General features: G+C 29.2%; 10 protein-coding genes. 4 read left to right on the top strand and 6 right to left on the bottom strand.

Annotated elements, in window-relative coordinates; translation table 11 throughout:
• Positions 1–64: 64 nt before the first annotated feature.
• From WHD07_RS08920 to WHD07_RS08905, 4 genes are all read right to left on the bottom strand, one after another.
• Positions 65–748, bottom strand: a complete 684-nt coding sequence (locus WHD07_RS08920; RefSeq protein WP_343330912.1) for a response regulator transcription factor — start codon at positions 746–748, stop codon at positions 65–67.
• Entirely contained in the window at positions 732–1,547 is an 816-nt protein-coding gene (locus WHD07_RS08915; RefSeq protein WP_343330911.1) for a sensor histidine kinase, read from the bottom strand. The genes WHD07_RS08920 and WHD07_RS08915 overlap by 17 nt, the downstream gene beginning before the upstream one ends.
• A 140-nt stretch (positions 1,548–1,687) precedes the next feature.
• On the bottom strand, positions 1,688–2,218 hold the full coding sequence (locus tag WHD07_RS08910) for a hypothetical protein (RefSeq protein WP_343330910.1): 531 nt from the start codon (positions 2,216–2,218) through the stop codon (positions 1,688–1,690).
• Between the two features lie 806 nt (positions 2,219–3,024).
• A complete protein-coding gene (locus WHD07_RS08905) occupies positions 3,025–3,537 on the bottom strand; it encodes a hypothetical protein (protein ID WP_343330909.1) in 513 nt (170 codons plus the stop codon).
• A 166-nt stretch (positions 3,538–3,703) separates the two neighbouring features.
• On the opposite strand from WHD07_RS08905, the gene uvrC reads away from it, so the two are divergent.
• Together uvrC and WHD07_RS08895 are read left to right on the top strand one after the other, a co-directional pair.
• Entirely contained in the window at positions 3,704–5,500 is a 1,797-nt protein-coding gene (gene uvrC / locus WHD07_RS08900; RefSeq protein ID WP_343330908.1) for an excinuclease ABC subunit UvrC, read from the top strand.
• Positions 5,497–7,698, top strand: coding sequence for a patatin-like phospholipase family protein (locus WHD07_RS08895; RefSeq protein WP_343330907.1), 2,202 nt, complete (start codon positions 5,497–5,499; stop codon positions 7,696–7,698). Before uvrC ends, WHD07_RS08895 begins: the two co-directional genes overlap by 4 nt.
• 65 nt (positions 7,699–7,763) lie before the next feature.
• On the opposite strand, the gene WHD07_RS08890 is transcribed toward WHD07_RS08895, so the two are convergent.
• Together WHD07_RS08890 and WHD07_RS08885 are read right to left on the bottom strand one after the other, a co-directional pair.
• A complete protein-coding gene (locus WHD07_RS08890; RefSeq protein WP_343330906.1) occupies positions 7,764–10,019 on the bottom strand; it encodes an inorganic phosphate transporter in 2,256 nt (751 codons plus the stop codon).
• An 83-nt stretch (positions 10,020–10,102) separates the two neighbouring features.
• Positions 10,103–11,314, bottom strand: coding sequence for a porin (locus tag WHD07_RS08885; RefSeq protein WP_343330905.1), 1,212 nt, complete (start codon positions 11,312–11,314; stop codon positions 10,103–10,105).
• 334 nt (positions 11,315–11,648) lie between these two features.
• Between WHD07_RS08885 and WHD07_RS08880 the strand changes: the two genes are divergently transcribed.
• A complete protein-coding gene (locus WHD07_RS08880) occupies positions 11,649–14,399 on the top strand; it encodes a TonB-dependent receptor (protein WP_343330904.1) in 2,751 nt (916 codons plus the stop codon).
• Between the two features lie 134 nt (positions 14,400–14,533).
• The gene (locus WHD07_RS08875) at positions 14,534–16,546 is read left to right on the top strand and encodes a hypothetical protein (RefSeq protein ID WP_343330903.1); all 2,013 of its coding nucleotides are present in this window, start codon (positions 14,534–14,536) and stop codon (positions 16,544–16,546) included.
• Positions 16,547–16,683 lie beyond the last annotated feature (137 nt).

Here is a 16,683-nt window from a genome sequence, read left to right as displayed (position 1 = left end):
TAAAGTAATAACTTAAAACATCATAATTTTATTGTCAATAAAAAATATAATAAGAATGTGTTTTTTAAAAGTTAAAATCTGGTGTAATCTCTATTAATTTTTTTTGAATTCCGTAAATAACCAAACCAGCTACATTTTTAGATTGTGTCTTAAGAAGTAAATTGTTTCTATGCCCTTCTACTGTTCTTGGGCTTATAAAAAGTTTTTCTGCAATTTCTGCGGTGGTATATTGGTCGCAAATTAATTCTAAAACATCTATTTCTCTTTTAGAAAGCAGCTTTTTATCTAAATCGCTTTTTATACGTTTTCCACTCGATGAAATGATGTTTTCATGAATAATCTTTAATACCTTTTCATCGTAATAAAACCCTTTTTTACTTACTTCATTAATGGTATGAATGACCATTTTAGGACTCGTATTTTTAAGTAGGTAAGAAGAAGCGCCAACATCTATCATGTTGGTAATAAAAGATTTTCCATCGAAACTAGTTAGGGCAATTATTTTAATTTCTGGATATTTTTTATGGATAACTTTAGTAGCTTCTACACCATTTATTTCTGGCATTTTTAAATCCATTAAAATAATGTCTGGCTTTTCTGTAGTAGTAGAAATAAAGTCTATTAGTTTTTTGCCATTTTCTGCTTCGTAAGAAATAGTAAGATTTTCTTCTCTTTCTAATAAAAAACGAATTCCTTTTCTAAAAAGTTCTTCATCATCAGCAATTATAATATTAATTTTTTTCATCATCTTGAGGGTATATTACAATTAAAATTTTAAAACCGTTGCCTATTTCACTACCAATACTATACTGTCCGTTTAATAAAGAAATTCTACTTTCTATATTTTTCATACCAAGACCTTTTTTATTATCTATGTTATCAGTATTAAAACCAATTCCATTGTCTGTATAGCTAAAAATTAATTTATTGTTTTTTTGAGAAATGTGTATGGTGCTATTATTTGCTTTTCCATGTCTTACAGAGTTGTTAATTAACTCTTGTGTAATTCTAAATAGGTGTAATTCATTTTGTGGGTTTAAATATTTGTTAGGGTAGTTAATAGTGTATGCAATGTTAATTTTTCTACTATTATTAAAGGAGTCTGCTAGTTCTTCAACAGCATCTTTAAAACCAAATTCTTCTAAAATAGGTGGTAATAGATTGTGCGCAATTTTACGGGCACTTTCTAAGGTTTTGTCTGTTGCTTCTAAGATGCCATTATTAACAATTAGGTATTCTTCTGGGGATAATTCTCCGTCTTTTAAAAGATTTGCATTAAGGTTAATTACATTTAGTTTAGAGCTAATATCGTCATGTAAATCTTGTGCAATACGTTTACGTTCTTCTTCTTGCGTTATAATAATAGATTGTATAATTTCTTTTTGATGTGTAACTTCTAAATTTCTTTTTTCTAATTCTTTTTCCACTATTTTTTTTCTAGAGAAGAAGAAAAATAATAGCAAAGCAACTCCCATTAGAAGAAGCATTAAAACACCTATTAATACTATTGTTATCACTTGATTTTCTTGAGCAAAAAATTCTTCCATTATGAGGTTTTAAAAACGCCAAAAACGAATTTACGGAATAATTTTTTATATAAAGATAGTTGTCGTTACACGATTAAAAAAACCTAAATTTAAAAACAGGGGTTTTTACCTAGTTGATTGTTTTTAAAGCTTTTAAATTATTAGTTGTTTTTAAAGCGGATAGGTCTTTTAAAATTTTGATACCATTCTATAAAAATAGCAATCTGAAAAATAAAGTATAAAATATTATTAAATAACCAAACATATGTTTTTACCTCTTTACTACCAATATTACCTAATGTAAAAATTAGTGTGCTACAAAGTGTGTATATAAAAAAACCAGAGTTAAAGTAAATGTATTTTTTACTTGTATTAGAATCTATCCTTCTTATAAAAAAGTAAAAACTATAAATTATTAGGGGTATTGAAGTGATAACAATTTCTAATTCAGACCATTTTATATAAATCTTAGGATTTACTTTTAGGTATATTATTAAAGACAATGCAACCAAAAAGATTAAAAACCTATTAACAATCTTATATTTTTTTACTTTAAACAATGTTGAAAAGAATAGACTTAAAAGAATAAACTGACCAATAAAATAATAATGACTTAAAAAAAGATTATGTTCTTTTAAATGAGATAAATACGAGGAATAAAACTGAATTGTACAACAAAGTATTAGATACATAATAAAGTACTTTAAAGCTTTGTCTTTTTTTGTATAACTTATTATAAATGAAAGGGTGTTTATGGCTAAAAAAAAATAGCCACCATTTGTAAGAAATTCATCAAAAGTCATTTAGTTATTTGTATTTATAAATTTCTATTCGTGTTTTATAAAAGTACTATTTTTTATGTTTTTTTTTGATTTAAAATTTTTATACCATTCTATAAAGATTAAGATTTGGTAAATTACATAGAGTATGGCATTTAATATCCAAACATTTTTCTTAAAAGATGATAATGATGAGTTAATAATATTACCTACAGAGAATAAAAAAGTACTAGAAATTAGATAAATAAAAATTCCACAATTTAAATAAATAAATTTTTTTGAAGAATTTAGGTTTTCAGAAAAATAAAAAATAGAGAATAATACAATGGGTATTGAGGTTATAATAACTTCTACTAAATTAAATTTAAAATAATCTAAAGGATTTATTATGTATAGAATAATAATAACAATAGGAATCGTGCTTAAAAATAAATTAACAACTCTTTTTTTTATTTGAGACTTTAAAATTTCTTTATAAAAAAAACTCAGAAAGAGAAATTGCCCTACAAAATAATAATGCGATAAATAAAGGTTGGGTATTCCTTGGATACTTAAATAAGAAGATCTTACTTGTATTAATAAGCAATATAAAAGGTAGAAAGGGATAATTTTAAAAGCTATCGATTTTTGTCGATAGCTTTTAAAAAATAAAAATGTATTTACGGCTAAAACAAAATAGCCGATATAAATAATAATTTTAATTAGAGGCATTTACTACTTTAATTTAGAGGGCTATCTGAGTCGCAAGCAGAAGGACAAGGGTCTGTAAAATCGAAAATACCACTATCATCTGCACTTTCTGCAGCTAAAGTATTTCCCTTAGTAGCACTAGGCAACATATCTTTTCCGTTTTCATCTACGCCTACAATCATTAATTTTTCTTCATATTCTTTTTCACCTTTACTGTTTGTAGATTCTTTTACACCAATATATGCGCGTATACTTTCTACTCCGTCTTCCGCAAGAACTTCTTGTAAATCTATTTTTGGGATGTTAAAAGCACGACATTTATGGTATTTGTTGTAGTCAGATTCTAAGTTTCTCCAGTTTTCTGCCCACTTTTTGGCTTCGTCTAGAGAAATGGTGTTTACCTTAGAAGGTGTTGGTACAGGAGTCTTTTTTTTAGTACCATTAATATTAATATTAAAAGTAATGTTGGTGTTTTTGTTGTTTTTTACAGTTAAGTCTACACTTTCTTTTAAGTTTTCTAAGTTTTCGTTACAATTACACATAAGTTTAAGTATTAGTTTAAATTAAATTTAGTTAGGCCATAAAGTTATGTAAAATAAATATCATTGTATGGGAAACCATAATATAAACTAAAAGTAGGTGTTGTTACTTGGTGTGTTATTCTTTAATTCTATTTTGTATTGGTTTAAAAATCCGTAATTTCGTACTATGCCTACACCTTTAGAACTTCAAATTAAAACCTTACCAAATGAACCCGGAGTTTATCAATATTTTGATAAAGAAGATGTAATTATTTATGTAGGTAAAGCTAAAAATTTAAAGAAAAGAGTTGCTTCTTACTTCAACAAAAATCATGAAAATGGTAAAACTAGGGTTTTAGTAAAAAAGATTGTTCGTATAAAACACATTGTGGTTAATACAGAAACAGATGCTTTATTATTAGAAAATAATTTAATCAAAAAATACAAACCACGTTACAATGTTTTGCTAAAGGATGATAAATCGTATCCTTGGCTTTGCATTAAAAAAGAACGCTTTCCAAGAGTTTTTATGACACGTAGAGTTATAAAAGATGGATCAGAATATTTTGGTCCTTATACCTCTATAAAAACGGTGAGAATTTTATTAGATTTAATTAAAGAATTATATCCGCTAAGAACTTGTAATTACGATTTAAGCCATCAGAATGTAAATGAAGGTAAGTATAAAGTTTGTTTAGAATATCATTTAAAAAACTGTAAAGGTGCTTGTGAAGGTTTAGAAACCGAAAGTCATTACAGTAATTCTATTGCAGAAATTAGAAATATTATAAAAGGAAACTTTAAAGAAAGCTTAGATAAGTTTAACCAAATGATGTTAAACTTTGCCGAAAAAATGGAGTTTGAAGAGGCGCAGAAAATTAAAGAAAAGTTACATTTATTAAGTAATTATCAATCTAAAAGTACCATTATAAATCCGTCTATAAATAATGTAGATGTTTTTTCTATTATTTCTGATGAAACACATGGATACGCTAATTTTTTAAAGATTTCTAACGGATCGATTATTCAGTCTCACACTACAGAAATTAAGAAAAAATTAGAAGAAACTGATAAAGAATTATTAGAGCTTTTTATTGTTGAAATTAGGCAACGATTCGATTCTCAATCGCCAGAAATATATGTGCCATTTAAAGTAGATTTAGGAGAAATAGTAAAAGTTACCATTCCTAAGTTAGGCGATAAAAAACGCATTGTAGAACTCTCTGAAAGAAATGCAAAATACTACAGGCAAGAGCAATTTAAGCAGGTACAAATTGTAGATCCAGACAGGCATGTTAAAAGAATTATGGCGCAAATGAAAAAAGATTTGCGTTTACATGTAGAGCCACGTCATATAGAATGTTTCGATAACTCAAACATCCAGGGTACAAATCCTGTTGCGGCTTGTGTGGTGTTTAAAGATGGTAAGCCAAGTAAAAAAGATTACAGGCATTACAATATTAAAACAGTGGAAGGGCCAGATGATTTTGCGTCTATGGAAGAGGTTGTTTTTAGAAGGTACAAACGTTTGTTAGAAGAAAAACAACCGTTGCCTCAGTTAATTATTGTTGATGGTGGAAAAGGACAATTATCATCTGGGTTAAAAGCGTTAGATGATTTAGGTTTAAGGGGTAAAATTGCCATTATTGGTATTGCTAAACGTTTAGAGGAAATTTATTATCCAGGAGATCCAATTCCTTTATATCTTGATAAAAAATCGGAAACTTTAAAAATAACACAGTATTTACGAAACGAGGCGCATAGATTCGGAATTACGTTTCACAGAAATAAGCGTAGTAAAAGTGCCATTAAATCTGAGTTAGAACAAATTCCTGATGTTGGTAAGCAAACAATTACAACTTTATTACGTAAATTTAAGTCGGCAAAACGTGTTAAAGAAGCTTCTTTAGACGAATTAAAAGAGGTTATAGGAAATGCCAGAGCTATAAAAGTATATCAATTTTTTGAGCTTCAAAAAAAATGAAAAAATTATTAGTATTATTTATTGTGCTGTTTTCGGTTAGTTTTTATAGCCAAGAAAAACAACCAAAAGTTGGGTTAGTTTTAAGCGGAGGAGGCGCAAAAGGCTTTGCCCACATTGGTGTTTTAAAAGAAATAGACAAAGCAGGTTTACAGATAGATTATATTGGTGGCACAAGTATGGGCGCAATTATAGGTGGCTTATATGCAATAGGATATTCTGGAGAACAGATAGAGCAAATTGTTTTAGAAACCGATTTTGTTTCGTTATTACAAGATAAAATACCCAGAAATTCTGAACCTTTTTTTGAAAAAGAATTTGGAGAGAAAACAGTATTTACCCTTCCTGTTCATAAAGGAAAAATAGGGTTACCTAGAGCGGTTTCTAAAGGGCAAAATGTACTCAATTTTTTAATGGAATTATTAGCTTCTGTAGAAGGTATTTCTGATTTTAAAAAATTTCAAATTCCTTTTTTTTGTATTGCAACAGATGTAGAAAACGGAAATGGTGTTTTATTAGAAAAAGGTTCTTTGCCTTTAGCCTTAAGAGCTAGTGGATCTTTTCCAACTCTATTAAATCCTGTGGTTTTAGGAGATAAGTTGTTGGTAGATGGTGGAATAGCAAATAATTTTCCTGTAAGTATTATGAAATCTAAGGGAGTAGATGTTGTTATTGGGGTAGATGTAGAAGGTAAATTGTACGATAAAGAGAAACTAAACTCTGTAGTTGCTATTATGGACCAGATTGTTAGTTATAAAATGTATAGTATTACTGATAAAGAAAAAGAAAAGTTAGATGTGTACATTCATCCAGATATAAAGGGGTATAATGTTGTTAGTTTTGATCAGAAAGAAGAAATTTTACAGAAAGGGATTGAAGAAGGACAAAAATTTAAGGACGTTTTTAAAAATCTAGCTTTAAAACAAACGCATAAGAAAAAGCATAAAAAATTAAATTTTGATGATCAAAAATTTAAAATTACCGATATCGATTTAACCGGTTATAAATACTATACAAGAGCCTTTGTTTTAGGTAAAATAAAGATTAGAGAAGGAGATAGCCTTTCTAGAAAAGAAATTACCAAAAGAATCTATTTTTTATCATCCACAAAAAATTATGAGAAAATAGAATATAAATTAAGTAAAAAGAAAGACAACACGTATAGTTTAAAATTGCATTTAAATGAGTCTGATGAAAATGCAAATCTAAAATTAGGGGTTCATTATGATTTTTTATACAAATCGGGAGTTTTAGTAAATTACAATCAAAAACATTTATTACTAGAAAACGATTTATTTTCTTTTGATATGATTTTAGGTGATAATTTAAGATATAACTTAAATTATTTTGTAGATAATGGGTTTTATATTAGTTATGGTTTTAGGTCTAGGTATAATCATTTTAGATCTAATTCTAAGTTTAATCCAATTGTTTCTGAGTTTGCAAATGTGAGTAGTATCAATTTAAAATATACAGATATAACCAATCAATTTTTTTTACAAACTACGTTTAATAGAAGGTTTGCTGTTGGGGTAGGTTTAGAGCATAAATATGTAAAAGCAACCACAGAAACAATTGCCTCTGCGAGTAACCAAGAAACTATTTTTGATGCCAGTCATTATTTAAATAGTTTTGGGTATATAAAACTAGATACGTACGATAAAAAATATTTTCCTACCACAGGCTACTTTGCAGATTTAAATTTTAAATGGTACATGGCTTCATCTGATTATAATGAAGATTTTACACTTTTTGCACAAACAAAAGGAACCTTGGGTTTTGCAACCACTTTTTGGGATAAACTAACTTTGCAAGTAACAAGTGAAGCAGGTTTTACTTTAAATGAGACCAAATCTGATGTTTTTGATTTTTATTTAGGAGGTTATAACAAAAATTATATCAATACGTTTGTTTCTTTCTATGGATATGATTTTGCAGAACTGTCTGATAATACTTTTTTAAAGACAGAGTTTAATTTTAGATATGCCATTGCAAAAAAACATTATGTTTCTCTTATAGCTAACTATGGTAGGTTAGAAGACAACGTTTTTAAGAATATAGATCTTTTTAAAGATGTAAAATCTGGGTATGCCTTAGGATATAGTTATGATACCTTTATTGGTCCGTTAGAAATTAAATATAGTTGGTCTCCAGACAATAAAGATAATTATTGGTTATTTAATTTAGGGTTTTGGTTTTAGATAAATCTTTATAAAAAAAAAGCCATGAATTTAATTCATGGCTTTTTTTTATGATAAACTTGTACTTATTTTACAGCTTGTTTTGTACTTAAATGAAACTCTTCATAAGTTTCTAATAAGTTCATTAAAGCTTTAATTAAATCTTTTGTTTCTAAAAGAATACTAAAATATAAGGTTGTGTTTTTTGGACTCGTTTCATCTGTTCTAATTCTTGCTACTTGCTTTTCTATAGATGATGATACATTTTTTAACAACTCTGTTTTTTCTATTAAAAGATCATTAAGGTTATCTAAGTCTCTTTTTTCAAAAACAGTAGCTTCTTTAGTTAATAAAGTAGATAATTGAGCACTGATTTCTTTTAAATCATTTATTTGTGCTTTCTTTAAGTTTTTATGATTGTTGTTTACGTGCTTGTAGCTTGCTCTAGAAATATAACTAATAGATTGTGCTACGTCTTGTAAATAACCTAAAACCATAATGTAAAATCTACTAGCTTGTACAGAAGTTTCATCTAAAGATTTAATAAAATAGAAAACACCATCTTTTAAACCATCAATTTCATCATTAAGTTTAGCAACGTGTTTATCTGTTTTACGTAATTTATTTAAATCGTGGTTAGATAAATCATTAACAACATTTGTATATAATTTGTTTACACGGTTTACAACTTCAGAGATATGATCTGCACTTTCTTCAATAACTCCGTTAATTGTAATTAATTCGGCTCTTTCTATAAATTCTTGTTTTTTAACTTCTTTAGATTTTTTTCTATGATTTAAAGTGTTTCTAGTAATTAAAAACGCAACCACAGCTAATAAGATAGGTATCATAATCATGTCCCAACTTATTAAATACGCTACTAAGGCTGCAGCTAAAAAGGCTATAATTGCAGTTAAAAACCATCCACCAACAACATTTATTACACCTGCAACTCTATATACAGCACTTTCACGTCCCCAAGCTCTATCTGCTAAAGAAGTACCCATGGCAACCATAAAAGTTACATAAGTAGTAGATAAAGGTAGTTTCATAGAAGTTGCAATAGAAATTAAAATACCAGCAACAATTAAATTTACAGAAGCTCTTACTAAATCGAAAGCCGGTAATTCATATGTTTTGTCTTTTGGTAATTCTATAACAGGTTTCTGAAATTTAGAATCTATATATGCTAAAGTAGATTTAGGAACGATATAAGTAATACCTACATTAAGTCCCATGGCAATTCTTACAAATACTCTAGACAAAGTGTTTGGTTGAAATTTTTCATGTCCTTCTCCTTGACGAGATAAATCGATTCCAGTTTTTATTACGTTTTGTGCTTTACTAGAAGTCCATAAGGTTACTACCATAATTAAACCAGCCACTAAAAGTAGCCAAACATTAGAAGGTACTTTCTTTGCTAAAATTCCCATAGAAAAAGCATCTGCAGCAACGCCAGAAACTTCCCAAGTTTGGTAAGAGTTCCAAGCGGCAATAGGTACACCTACAAAGTTTACCAAATCGTTTCCAGAGAATGCCATTGCTAAAGAAAAAGTACCAATACCAATAATTAATTTTAAGATATTAACTTTAAAAAATTGTATTAAAATTTGAGAAATAATTGCCCAAGTTACAAAACTACCTGCTATAATTAATAAGGTGTTTCCTTCAATTAAGTGCTCTATATCTTTGTAAAAAGGAGTTCCTTTTAATCCTTTAATAATGATGAAATAAGTAATTGCTGTAATTGCAAAACCACCAAATAAAGCACTAATATAAGTAGCTCTTTTATCAAAATTAAAAGAATAAATTAATCTAGAGGTAAATTGTACAATTGCACCTACAGAAAAGGCAATTACAACGGAGAGTAGAATTCCGAAAATAATTTTAGTAGCTGTTTCATGATTGATATAGCTCCAAAGGTCAGAGAATGATTGTGCCTCATTTGCAGATATTTTTATCAAAGAAATACAAACTGCAGCACCTAACAATTCAAAAACAATAGAAACGGTAGTTGAGGTAGGCATTCCAATAGTATTAAAGATATCTAGTAATAAAATATCTGTAATCATTACGGCCATAAAAATGAACATAATGTCTTGAAACATAAACATATTTGGGTTAAAAATTCCCTTTCTAGCAACTTCCATCATTCCACTAGAGGTAACGGCACCAAAAAACACACCTAAACTAGCAATTATCATTATATTTCTAACAGATAATGCTTTAGAACCAATGGCCGAATTTAAGAAGTTAACAGCATCGTTACTTACTCCTATAACTAAATCTACAATAGCTAAAATAGCTAAAGCTACTAACATTAAAATATATGGATCTCCCATGTTGTTTATTTAATTTTTTTTGTTCTGCAAATTTACAAACACAAAAAATTGTGAATGTTATGTTTATGTTATCTTAATTATTATTAAAAATGAATATCAACTTGTAATCTAAACAGTAGTTGATCTGATGTAAAACCAATATCTGTATAGCTTAGGTCTGTTTGTACTTTTAATTTATGACCTGCAATATATTTAGAAACACCTAAAGTGTATTGATTTTCTGCCCCTTTACCTGTAATATTTCTATCTAAAGTAACATTTGTGTAACGTGTAGATATTTCTACTGTTTTAGAAATTAAGTAACCAGATTGTACATTTAATCCGTTACCAACCTGTACAATATCTCCAGTTAGAGTTCCATCAGTATTTTTTGCGAATGGATCATCTGCTTTTCTATTTGCGTATTCTGCCATTAAAGAAAACCCTTTGTGTTTGTACATAGCATCAATAAAAACATTAGAAATATCTGTACTATACAATGTACCACTATTATTGGTCATATAGCTACCTTGGTTTCCTCTATTTCTAACGGCATTTTTATTTATATTATATCCAAAGGCAACAGATAGTTTTTGATGCTCTTCAAATTTTAAATCACTTCCTTTATAATCACCTTTGCTTGTGAAATCTCCAAAAGGGAAAAACTCAACTCTTGCGGTGTATTGATGACCACCTTCATTTCCTGTAGTTACGTTTCTTCCTTCACCCTGAGAAACAGAAAGTGTTTCTTTCATTAAAAAGGTTTCAGATAGTTTTGTTTTATGTTTTAGTTGAAGTCCCATGTCTCTGTCTATATTAAATCTACTATTTAATAAAGAACGATCTACCATTTGTAAATTACCAGAAGAAATAACACGTTCTCTATTGCCTGGTAATTTTGTTTGTCCAAACCATAAAACAAAATTTCCTGAGAAATTCCATTTTAAAACGGCATCCATTATGTATCTAGGTGAGTTGTGTGTGTATTCAGATGCACCAGATTGATCTCTATTAGATAAACCTAATTCTACTTTGTATTCTAATTTAGGCGAATAAGCAAAACCGTTAAACTTTAAACGAGACCTTCTAATTAACATAGATGTTTCTGGATTAGAAAGACCATTATTTACATCCCATTGAGAAGTTGCTAAGGTTTGGAATCGAAATCCTACTTTCATAGTCCAAGTACTATCCTTACCAACTAAGTTAAATAGCCCTTTACCAAACTTTGGGGTATTAGTTTCTTGTCCGTTTGTGGTTAAGAAAGTGCACAAACAGGTTACAATTACTGCTATACGCAGTATTGAAATTCTCATAATTATTAGTTTTTGTCACTGCAAAGAACCGATAATTATGTTAAATTAATGTTAATAGAGTATTAATAAAAAAAACTGCCTTGGCCAAAGGCAGTAGGTCATATAAAATAGTCGACAAAAACTAATTAATTTATGATGACAATTTATCTTTAAAGATTTTTACAAATGTGCAATCAATAATTAAATCTAATGTTTCTTTTAAATTAACTAAAGGTTAATTCATTTTTGTTAATTAACATTTAGTTAATGTTTCTGTAATACAAGCATAATTTTGAACTAACATAGAGTTTACAAATGCGGTGGACTTTTGCCGAAGTAAATTATACGAAAAAAAATGAAAAAATTTTTATTTATTACTTTTTTGGCTTTCAGTCAATTAATAGTTGCACAAAGCAAAGGAACGTTAAAAGGTTTATTAACGGACAAGGAAGCAAATAATGAGCCGTTGCCATTTGGAAACGTTCTTATTAAAGGAACAACTATAGGAGCAACAACAGATTTTGATGGAAATTACATGTTAAATGTACCAGCCGGAAAGCATACTGTAGTTTTTAGTTTCTTAGGATATAAAACAATTGAGAAATCAATTACAATTGTTGCAGGAGAGACTGTAACTGTTAACCAAGTATTATCTGCAGAAGAAGGCGTTTCTTTAGATGAGATTGTTGTAAAATCTTCTACTAGTAGAGAGTCTGTATCTGCTTTACTATTAGACCAAAAGAAAGCAACGGTAATAAAAGAAAGTATTGGTGCGCAAACTTTAGCTAAAACCGGAGTTTCTAATGCAGCTAATGCCACTACTAAAATTTCTGGGGTAACTAAAAGTGAAGGTTCTGGTAACATTTATATTAGAGGTTTGGGAGATCGATATTTATCTACAACCATGAATGGTTTACCTATTCCTTCGGATGATGTAGAAAATAAAAATGTAAATTTAGATTTGTTTTCTACAAACATTATTAAAAATGTAGGTATTAGCAAAACGTATGCTACTAGTAGTTATGCCGATCAAGGTTCTGGTAATGTAGATGTAAATACTAAAGAGTACTCTAAACAAGCATATTCTATTTCTGTTTCTGGTGGTACAAATACAAATGTATTAAACTTGTCCGATGATTTTAGAACATCAATTATAAATAATGATGTCACTTTAGGGTTTCATAAAAAAACGTACGCACTTCAAAATGCTATTACGTTGCAAGGTTGGGATACAGAAACAACTGCAACTCCAATAAATTTTAGTGGTTCTTTTTCTGCAGCAAAAAAGTTTTCTGTATTAGGTAAAGAAGTTGCTGTTTTTTTAACAGGATCTCATTCTAAATCTTTTGAATATAAAGAAGGACTTTTTAAACGTTTTAGATCTAATGTTTTAAACAATAGTTTTACGGATGTAGAGCAATACAATATTACTTCTAATACTACAGGATATGTAAATGTAAAATTAAGACTTAACGATACTAATAAAATTAAATACAATACCTTATTTGTTAATAAAGGTGAGGATAGATTGTATGAGCAAGGTAGAAATGGTTTAGGTTATGTTTTTGATCAAGATCCACAAGAAGAAGGCGCTTTTGTAAGAGATCAAAACTTTAAACAAACTACTATGTTTGTAAACCAACTTTTAGGTGAGCATAAATGGAATGAAAATAATACCTTAAACTGGGCAGGTGGTTATAATTTTGTATTAGCAGAAGAGCCAAACAGAATTAGAAATGAAGTAAATATTTTAGACGTTACCACTTCACCAGAAATTCAGTTTTCTCATGTTGGAGATTATCAACAAAGAAAATCTAGTCAAAAAATACAAGACACAGAATATGCTGCGCTTATAGAAAATAAATGGGCATTAGGAAGTAAAGATGAAGATGATAATAAGCCATATTCTTTAAATTATGGAATCAATATAAGACATAAAGAAAGAACCTTTAAATCTTTATTTGTAGGTGTTAGAGCTAAAGATTTTACAGCTCCTTCTGTAGATGATATTTCTTCTGTAATTACATCAAGTGGTTTTAATAATGGTTTAAAACTAAGAGTAGGAGAAACAGATAGATATAATGCCGATTTAGATATTATGTCTGGTTTTGTAAACTTCGATTTTGCTTTAGGAAACAAGTTATCTGGTAATTTAGGTTTGCGTTACGAAAGAGATGAGTTAGATGTAACTTGGGATATTACCAATTATGTTGGTAGAATAGGAACCTTAAATAGAGTTTATGAAAGTTTATATCCAAGTGTAAACTTAAAATACGAATTATCAGAAAACAACTACTTACGTTTTGCATCTAGCATTACGCAAACATTACCAGAGTTTAAAGAGTTAGCACCTTTTGAGTATGTTTCACCGACTGGTCGAGTTGTTAAAGGAAATCCGGCATTAGAAAAATCTGATATTTATAATTTTGATGTAAAATATGAAATGTTTCCACAAAGAGGACAGCTTTTTTCTGCAACAGCATTTTATAAACAAATTAAAAACCCAATAAACTTAGCACAAGCTAGAGGTTCTTCTGGTAATTTTCAATATTCAAACACTGGTGATGAGGCAACTGTTTATGGTTTTGAAATAGAAGCAAAAACAGATTTGTTAAAAAATGCTGATGATGATGGTATTTTAAACTTAACAGCAAATGTTACAAAAATGTGGCTAAAGCAAGATTTACTAGAAAACTTTCAATACAAAGATATTACAGAGTCTAGCTTACAAGGGGCTTCTGATTTTATAGCAAATGGTTCTTTAAGTTTTAGTGATAAAAAAGAAAATGAATTGATTGCAACATTAACAGGTAATTATTCTTCTGATAAAATATTTGCTCTAGGTTCTCCAGAAGATTTTGCAAATAGTGCCTCTTTATATAATGATGAAATTATAGAAAAAGGATTTGTATCGCTAGATTTAGTAGTCAGTAAAAAATTAAGTGATAATATATTGGTAAAGTTAGTAGGTAGAAATTTATTGAACCCAGAAATAAAGCAAACACAAAAAGTAAGAAGCTTAATTACAGATGTAGAAACCAATGAAACGGTATTATCTTATAAAAAAGGAAGCCAATTAACGCTAAGTGTAAAGTATACTTTTTAGGTAAGTTAACTAAGGGTTAACAAACCATAGATTTTCTAAATAAACCCTAACACACTATTAATATTTAGGTAAAGAAAACTAAAGGAATGGGTAGTTTCTTTGTAAAAAATAAAATTATAACCAATTAAAATAAAATGAAAAAATCAATTTTTAAAATTTTTAATATTGTAGCTTTTTCTTTAGTTACATTAACCTTAACCAATTGTGGTAGTAAGGAACCAGAAATTATTATACCTGGTGGAGAATCTGAAGTAATTGAAAACTTAAGTGTTGGAATTATGAATGGTAATCTTGATGAAGATTATACATTAAATGCAGGAACTGCCTATAGCTTAAACGGATCTTTTACTATAGATTCAGGTGCAAAATTAACAATACCTGCAGGAACAAAAATTCAAGCTTTAAATGGAGGAACGGAAGTTTTTATTGCAGTTTTACAAGGAGGTAAAATAGATATTCAAGGTACTGTTTCTTCTCCTGTTATTATGGCTTCTGCTTCAGGTAACCCTGGAGATTGGGGAGGATTAACAATTTGTGGTAATGCAACTACTACCGCTGGTGTAGGTGCAGAAGCAGAAGTTGGAGGTTTTATTTATGGAGGTACAGATGATGCTGATGATTCAGGTTCTATCAATTATTTAGTGATTAAAGGAACTGGTGCTCAAATTAGTTTAGAATCTCAATATAATGGAGTTTCTTTCTATGCAGTTGGTTCTGGTACTTCTATTAGTAATGTTGCTGTAATTAATGGATCTGATGATGGTGTCGAATTTTTTGGAGGTACCGTTTCTGTTTCTAACTTATATTTAGAAAATAACGAAGATGATTCTATAGATTGGACAGAAGGATGGAATGGAACCGTAAATACGGCTTACATTTCTCATACAAAGTCTGGTTTTTCTACAGTTTTTGAGGGAGATAAAGATAATGGAAATCCTAAATTTAATAATATTACTGCAATTTCTACAGTAGGAGGAACAGCATTACAATTTAAAAAAGAATCTGGGGGTACAATCACTGGCTTGTCTTTAAGTGGTTACGATGTAGATTTAGATATGAAGGATGGTGGTGCAACTTCTAACGTTGTATTGTCTGATGGTTACACTCCAGTAGCATTAGCTTCAGAAGATCAAATGACTGCTTCAGGAGATTATTTTTACACATTAAATACTTCTGTTGTACCAACTGTTACTATTTCAGATTTTGATTGGGTTCCTACAGAATTATCGTTCGAAAGTAGTTCTTTACAAGGAGCAGTAACTACAGATGTTACTTTAGATGCTTCTGTTAGTTATAACTTAAATTCTTCTTACATTGTACAATCAGGTGCTACATTAACAATTCCTGCTGGAACAAAAATTACAGCTAGAAATGGAGGTACAGGTGTTTACATTGCGGTTTTACAAGGAGGTAAAATAGATATTCAAGGTACAGCTGCTAATCCAGTAGTAATGTCTTCTGCTTCTGGTAATCCTGGAGACTGGGGAGGTTTAACTATTTGTGGTAATGCAACAACTACTGCAGGTGTAAATGCAGAAGCAGAAGTTGGTGGTTTTATTTATGGAGGTACAAATGATGCAGATAACTCTGGGTCTGTAAAGTATTTAGTAATTAGAGGAACAGGCGCTCAAATTAATTCTGAGTCTCAGTATAACGGAGTTTCTTTTTATGCGGTTGGTTCTGGAACTACAATTGAAAACATTTCTGTAATTGATGGAGCAGATGATGGTGTTGAGTTTTTTGGAGGAACAGTTTCTGCTAAAAATTTATACTTAGAAAATAATGAAGATGATTCTGTAGACTGGACAGAAGGATGGAATGGAACAATTACTAATACATACATTTCTCATACTGTTAGTGGTTTTTCTACAGCTTTTGAAGGAGATAAAGATAATAAGAATCCTAAGTTTGTAAACTTAACAGCAATTTCTACTGTAGATGGTACTGCTTTACAATTTAAAAAGACTTCTGGAGCAACAATTACTAATATTTGGTTAGAAGGGTATGATAAAAACATCGACATGAAAGATGATGGTCCTTTAGCAAATGTAATTATAGATGGTTCTGCAGCAACAACTACAGCAGATTATAAAACAGGAACCAAAGTAGATGCTTCTGCTTGGACTTGGAAAAGTGCAGGTTTATAATAAAAGCTAGTAATTTTAGAATTACTAAACTATAAATGTTTTAAAATCTCTTGAAGTAAACTTCAAGAGATTTTTTTATGCGCTAATTTTACATCTAAATAAAGATGTTTTAATGTAAGAGGTATTACTTGAGTATG

Origin of the sequence: Polaribacter staleyi (assembly GCF_038024045.1) — a bacterium.
GTDB classification, from domain to species: Bacteria; Bacteroidota; Bacteroidia; order Flavobacteriales; family Flavobacteriaceae; genus Polaribacter; species Polaribacter butkevichii.
The sequence above is the reverse complement of the archived record's forward strand: the minus strand, read 5'-3'. Positions and strand labels throughout refer to the sequence as shown.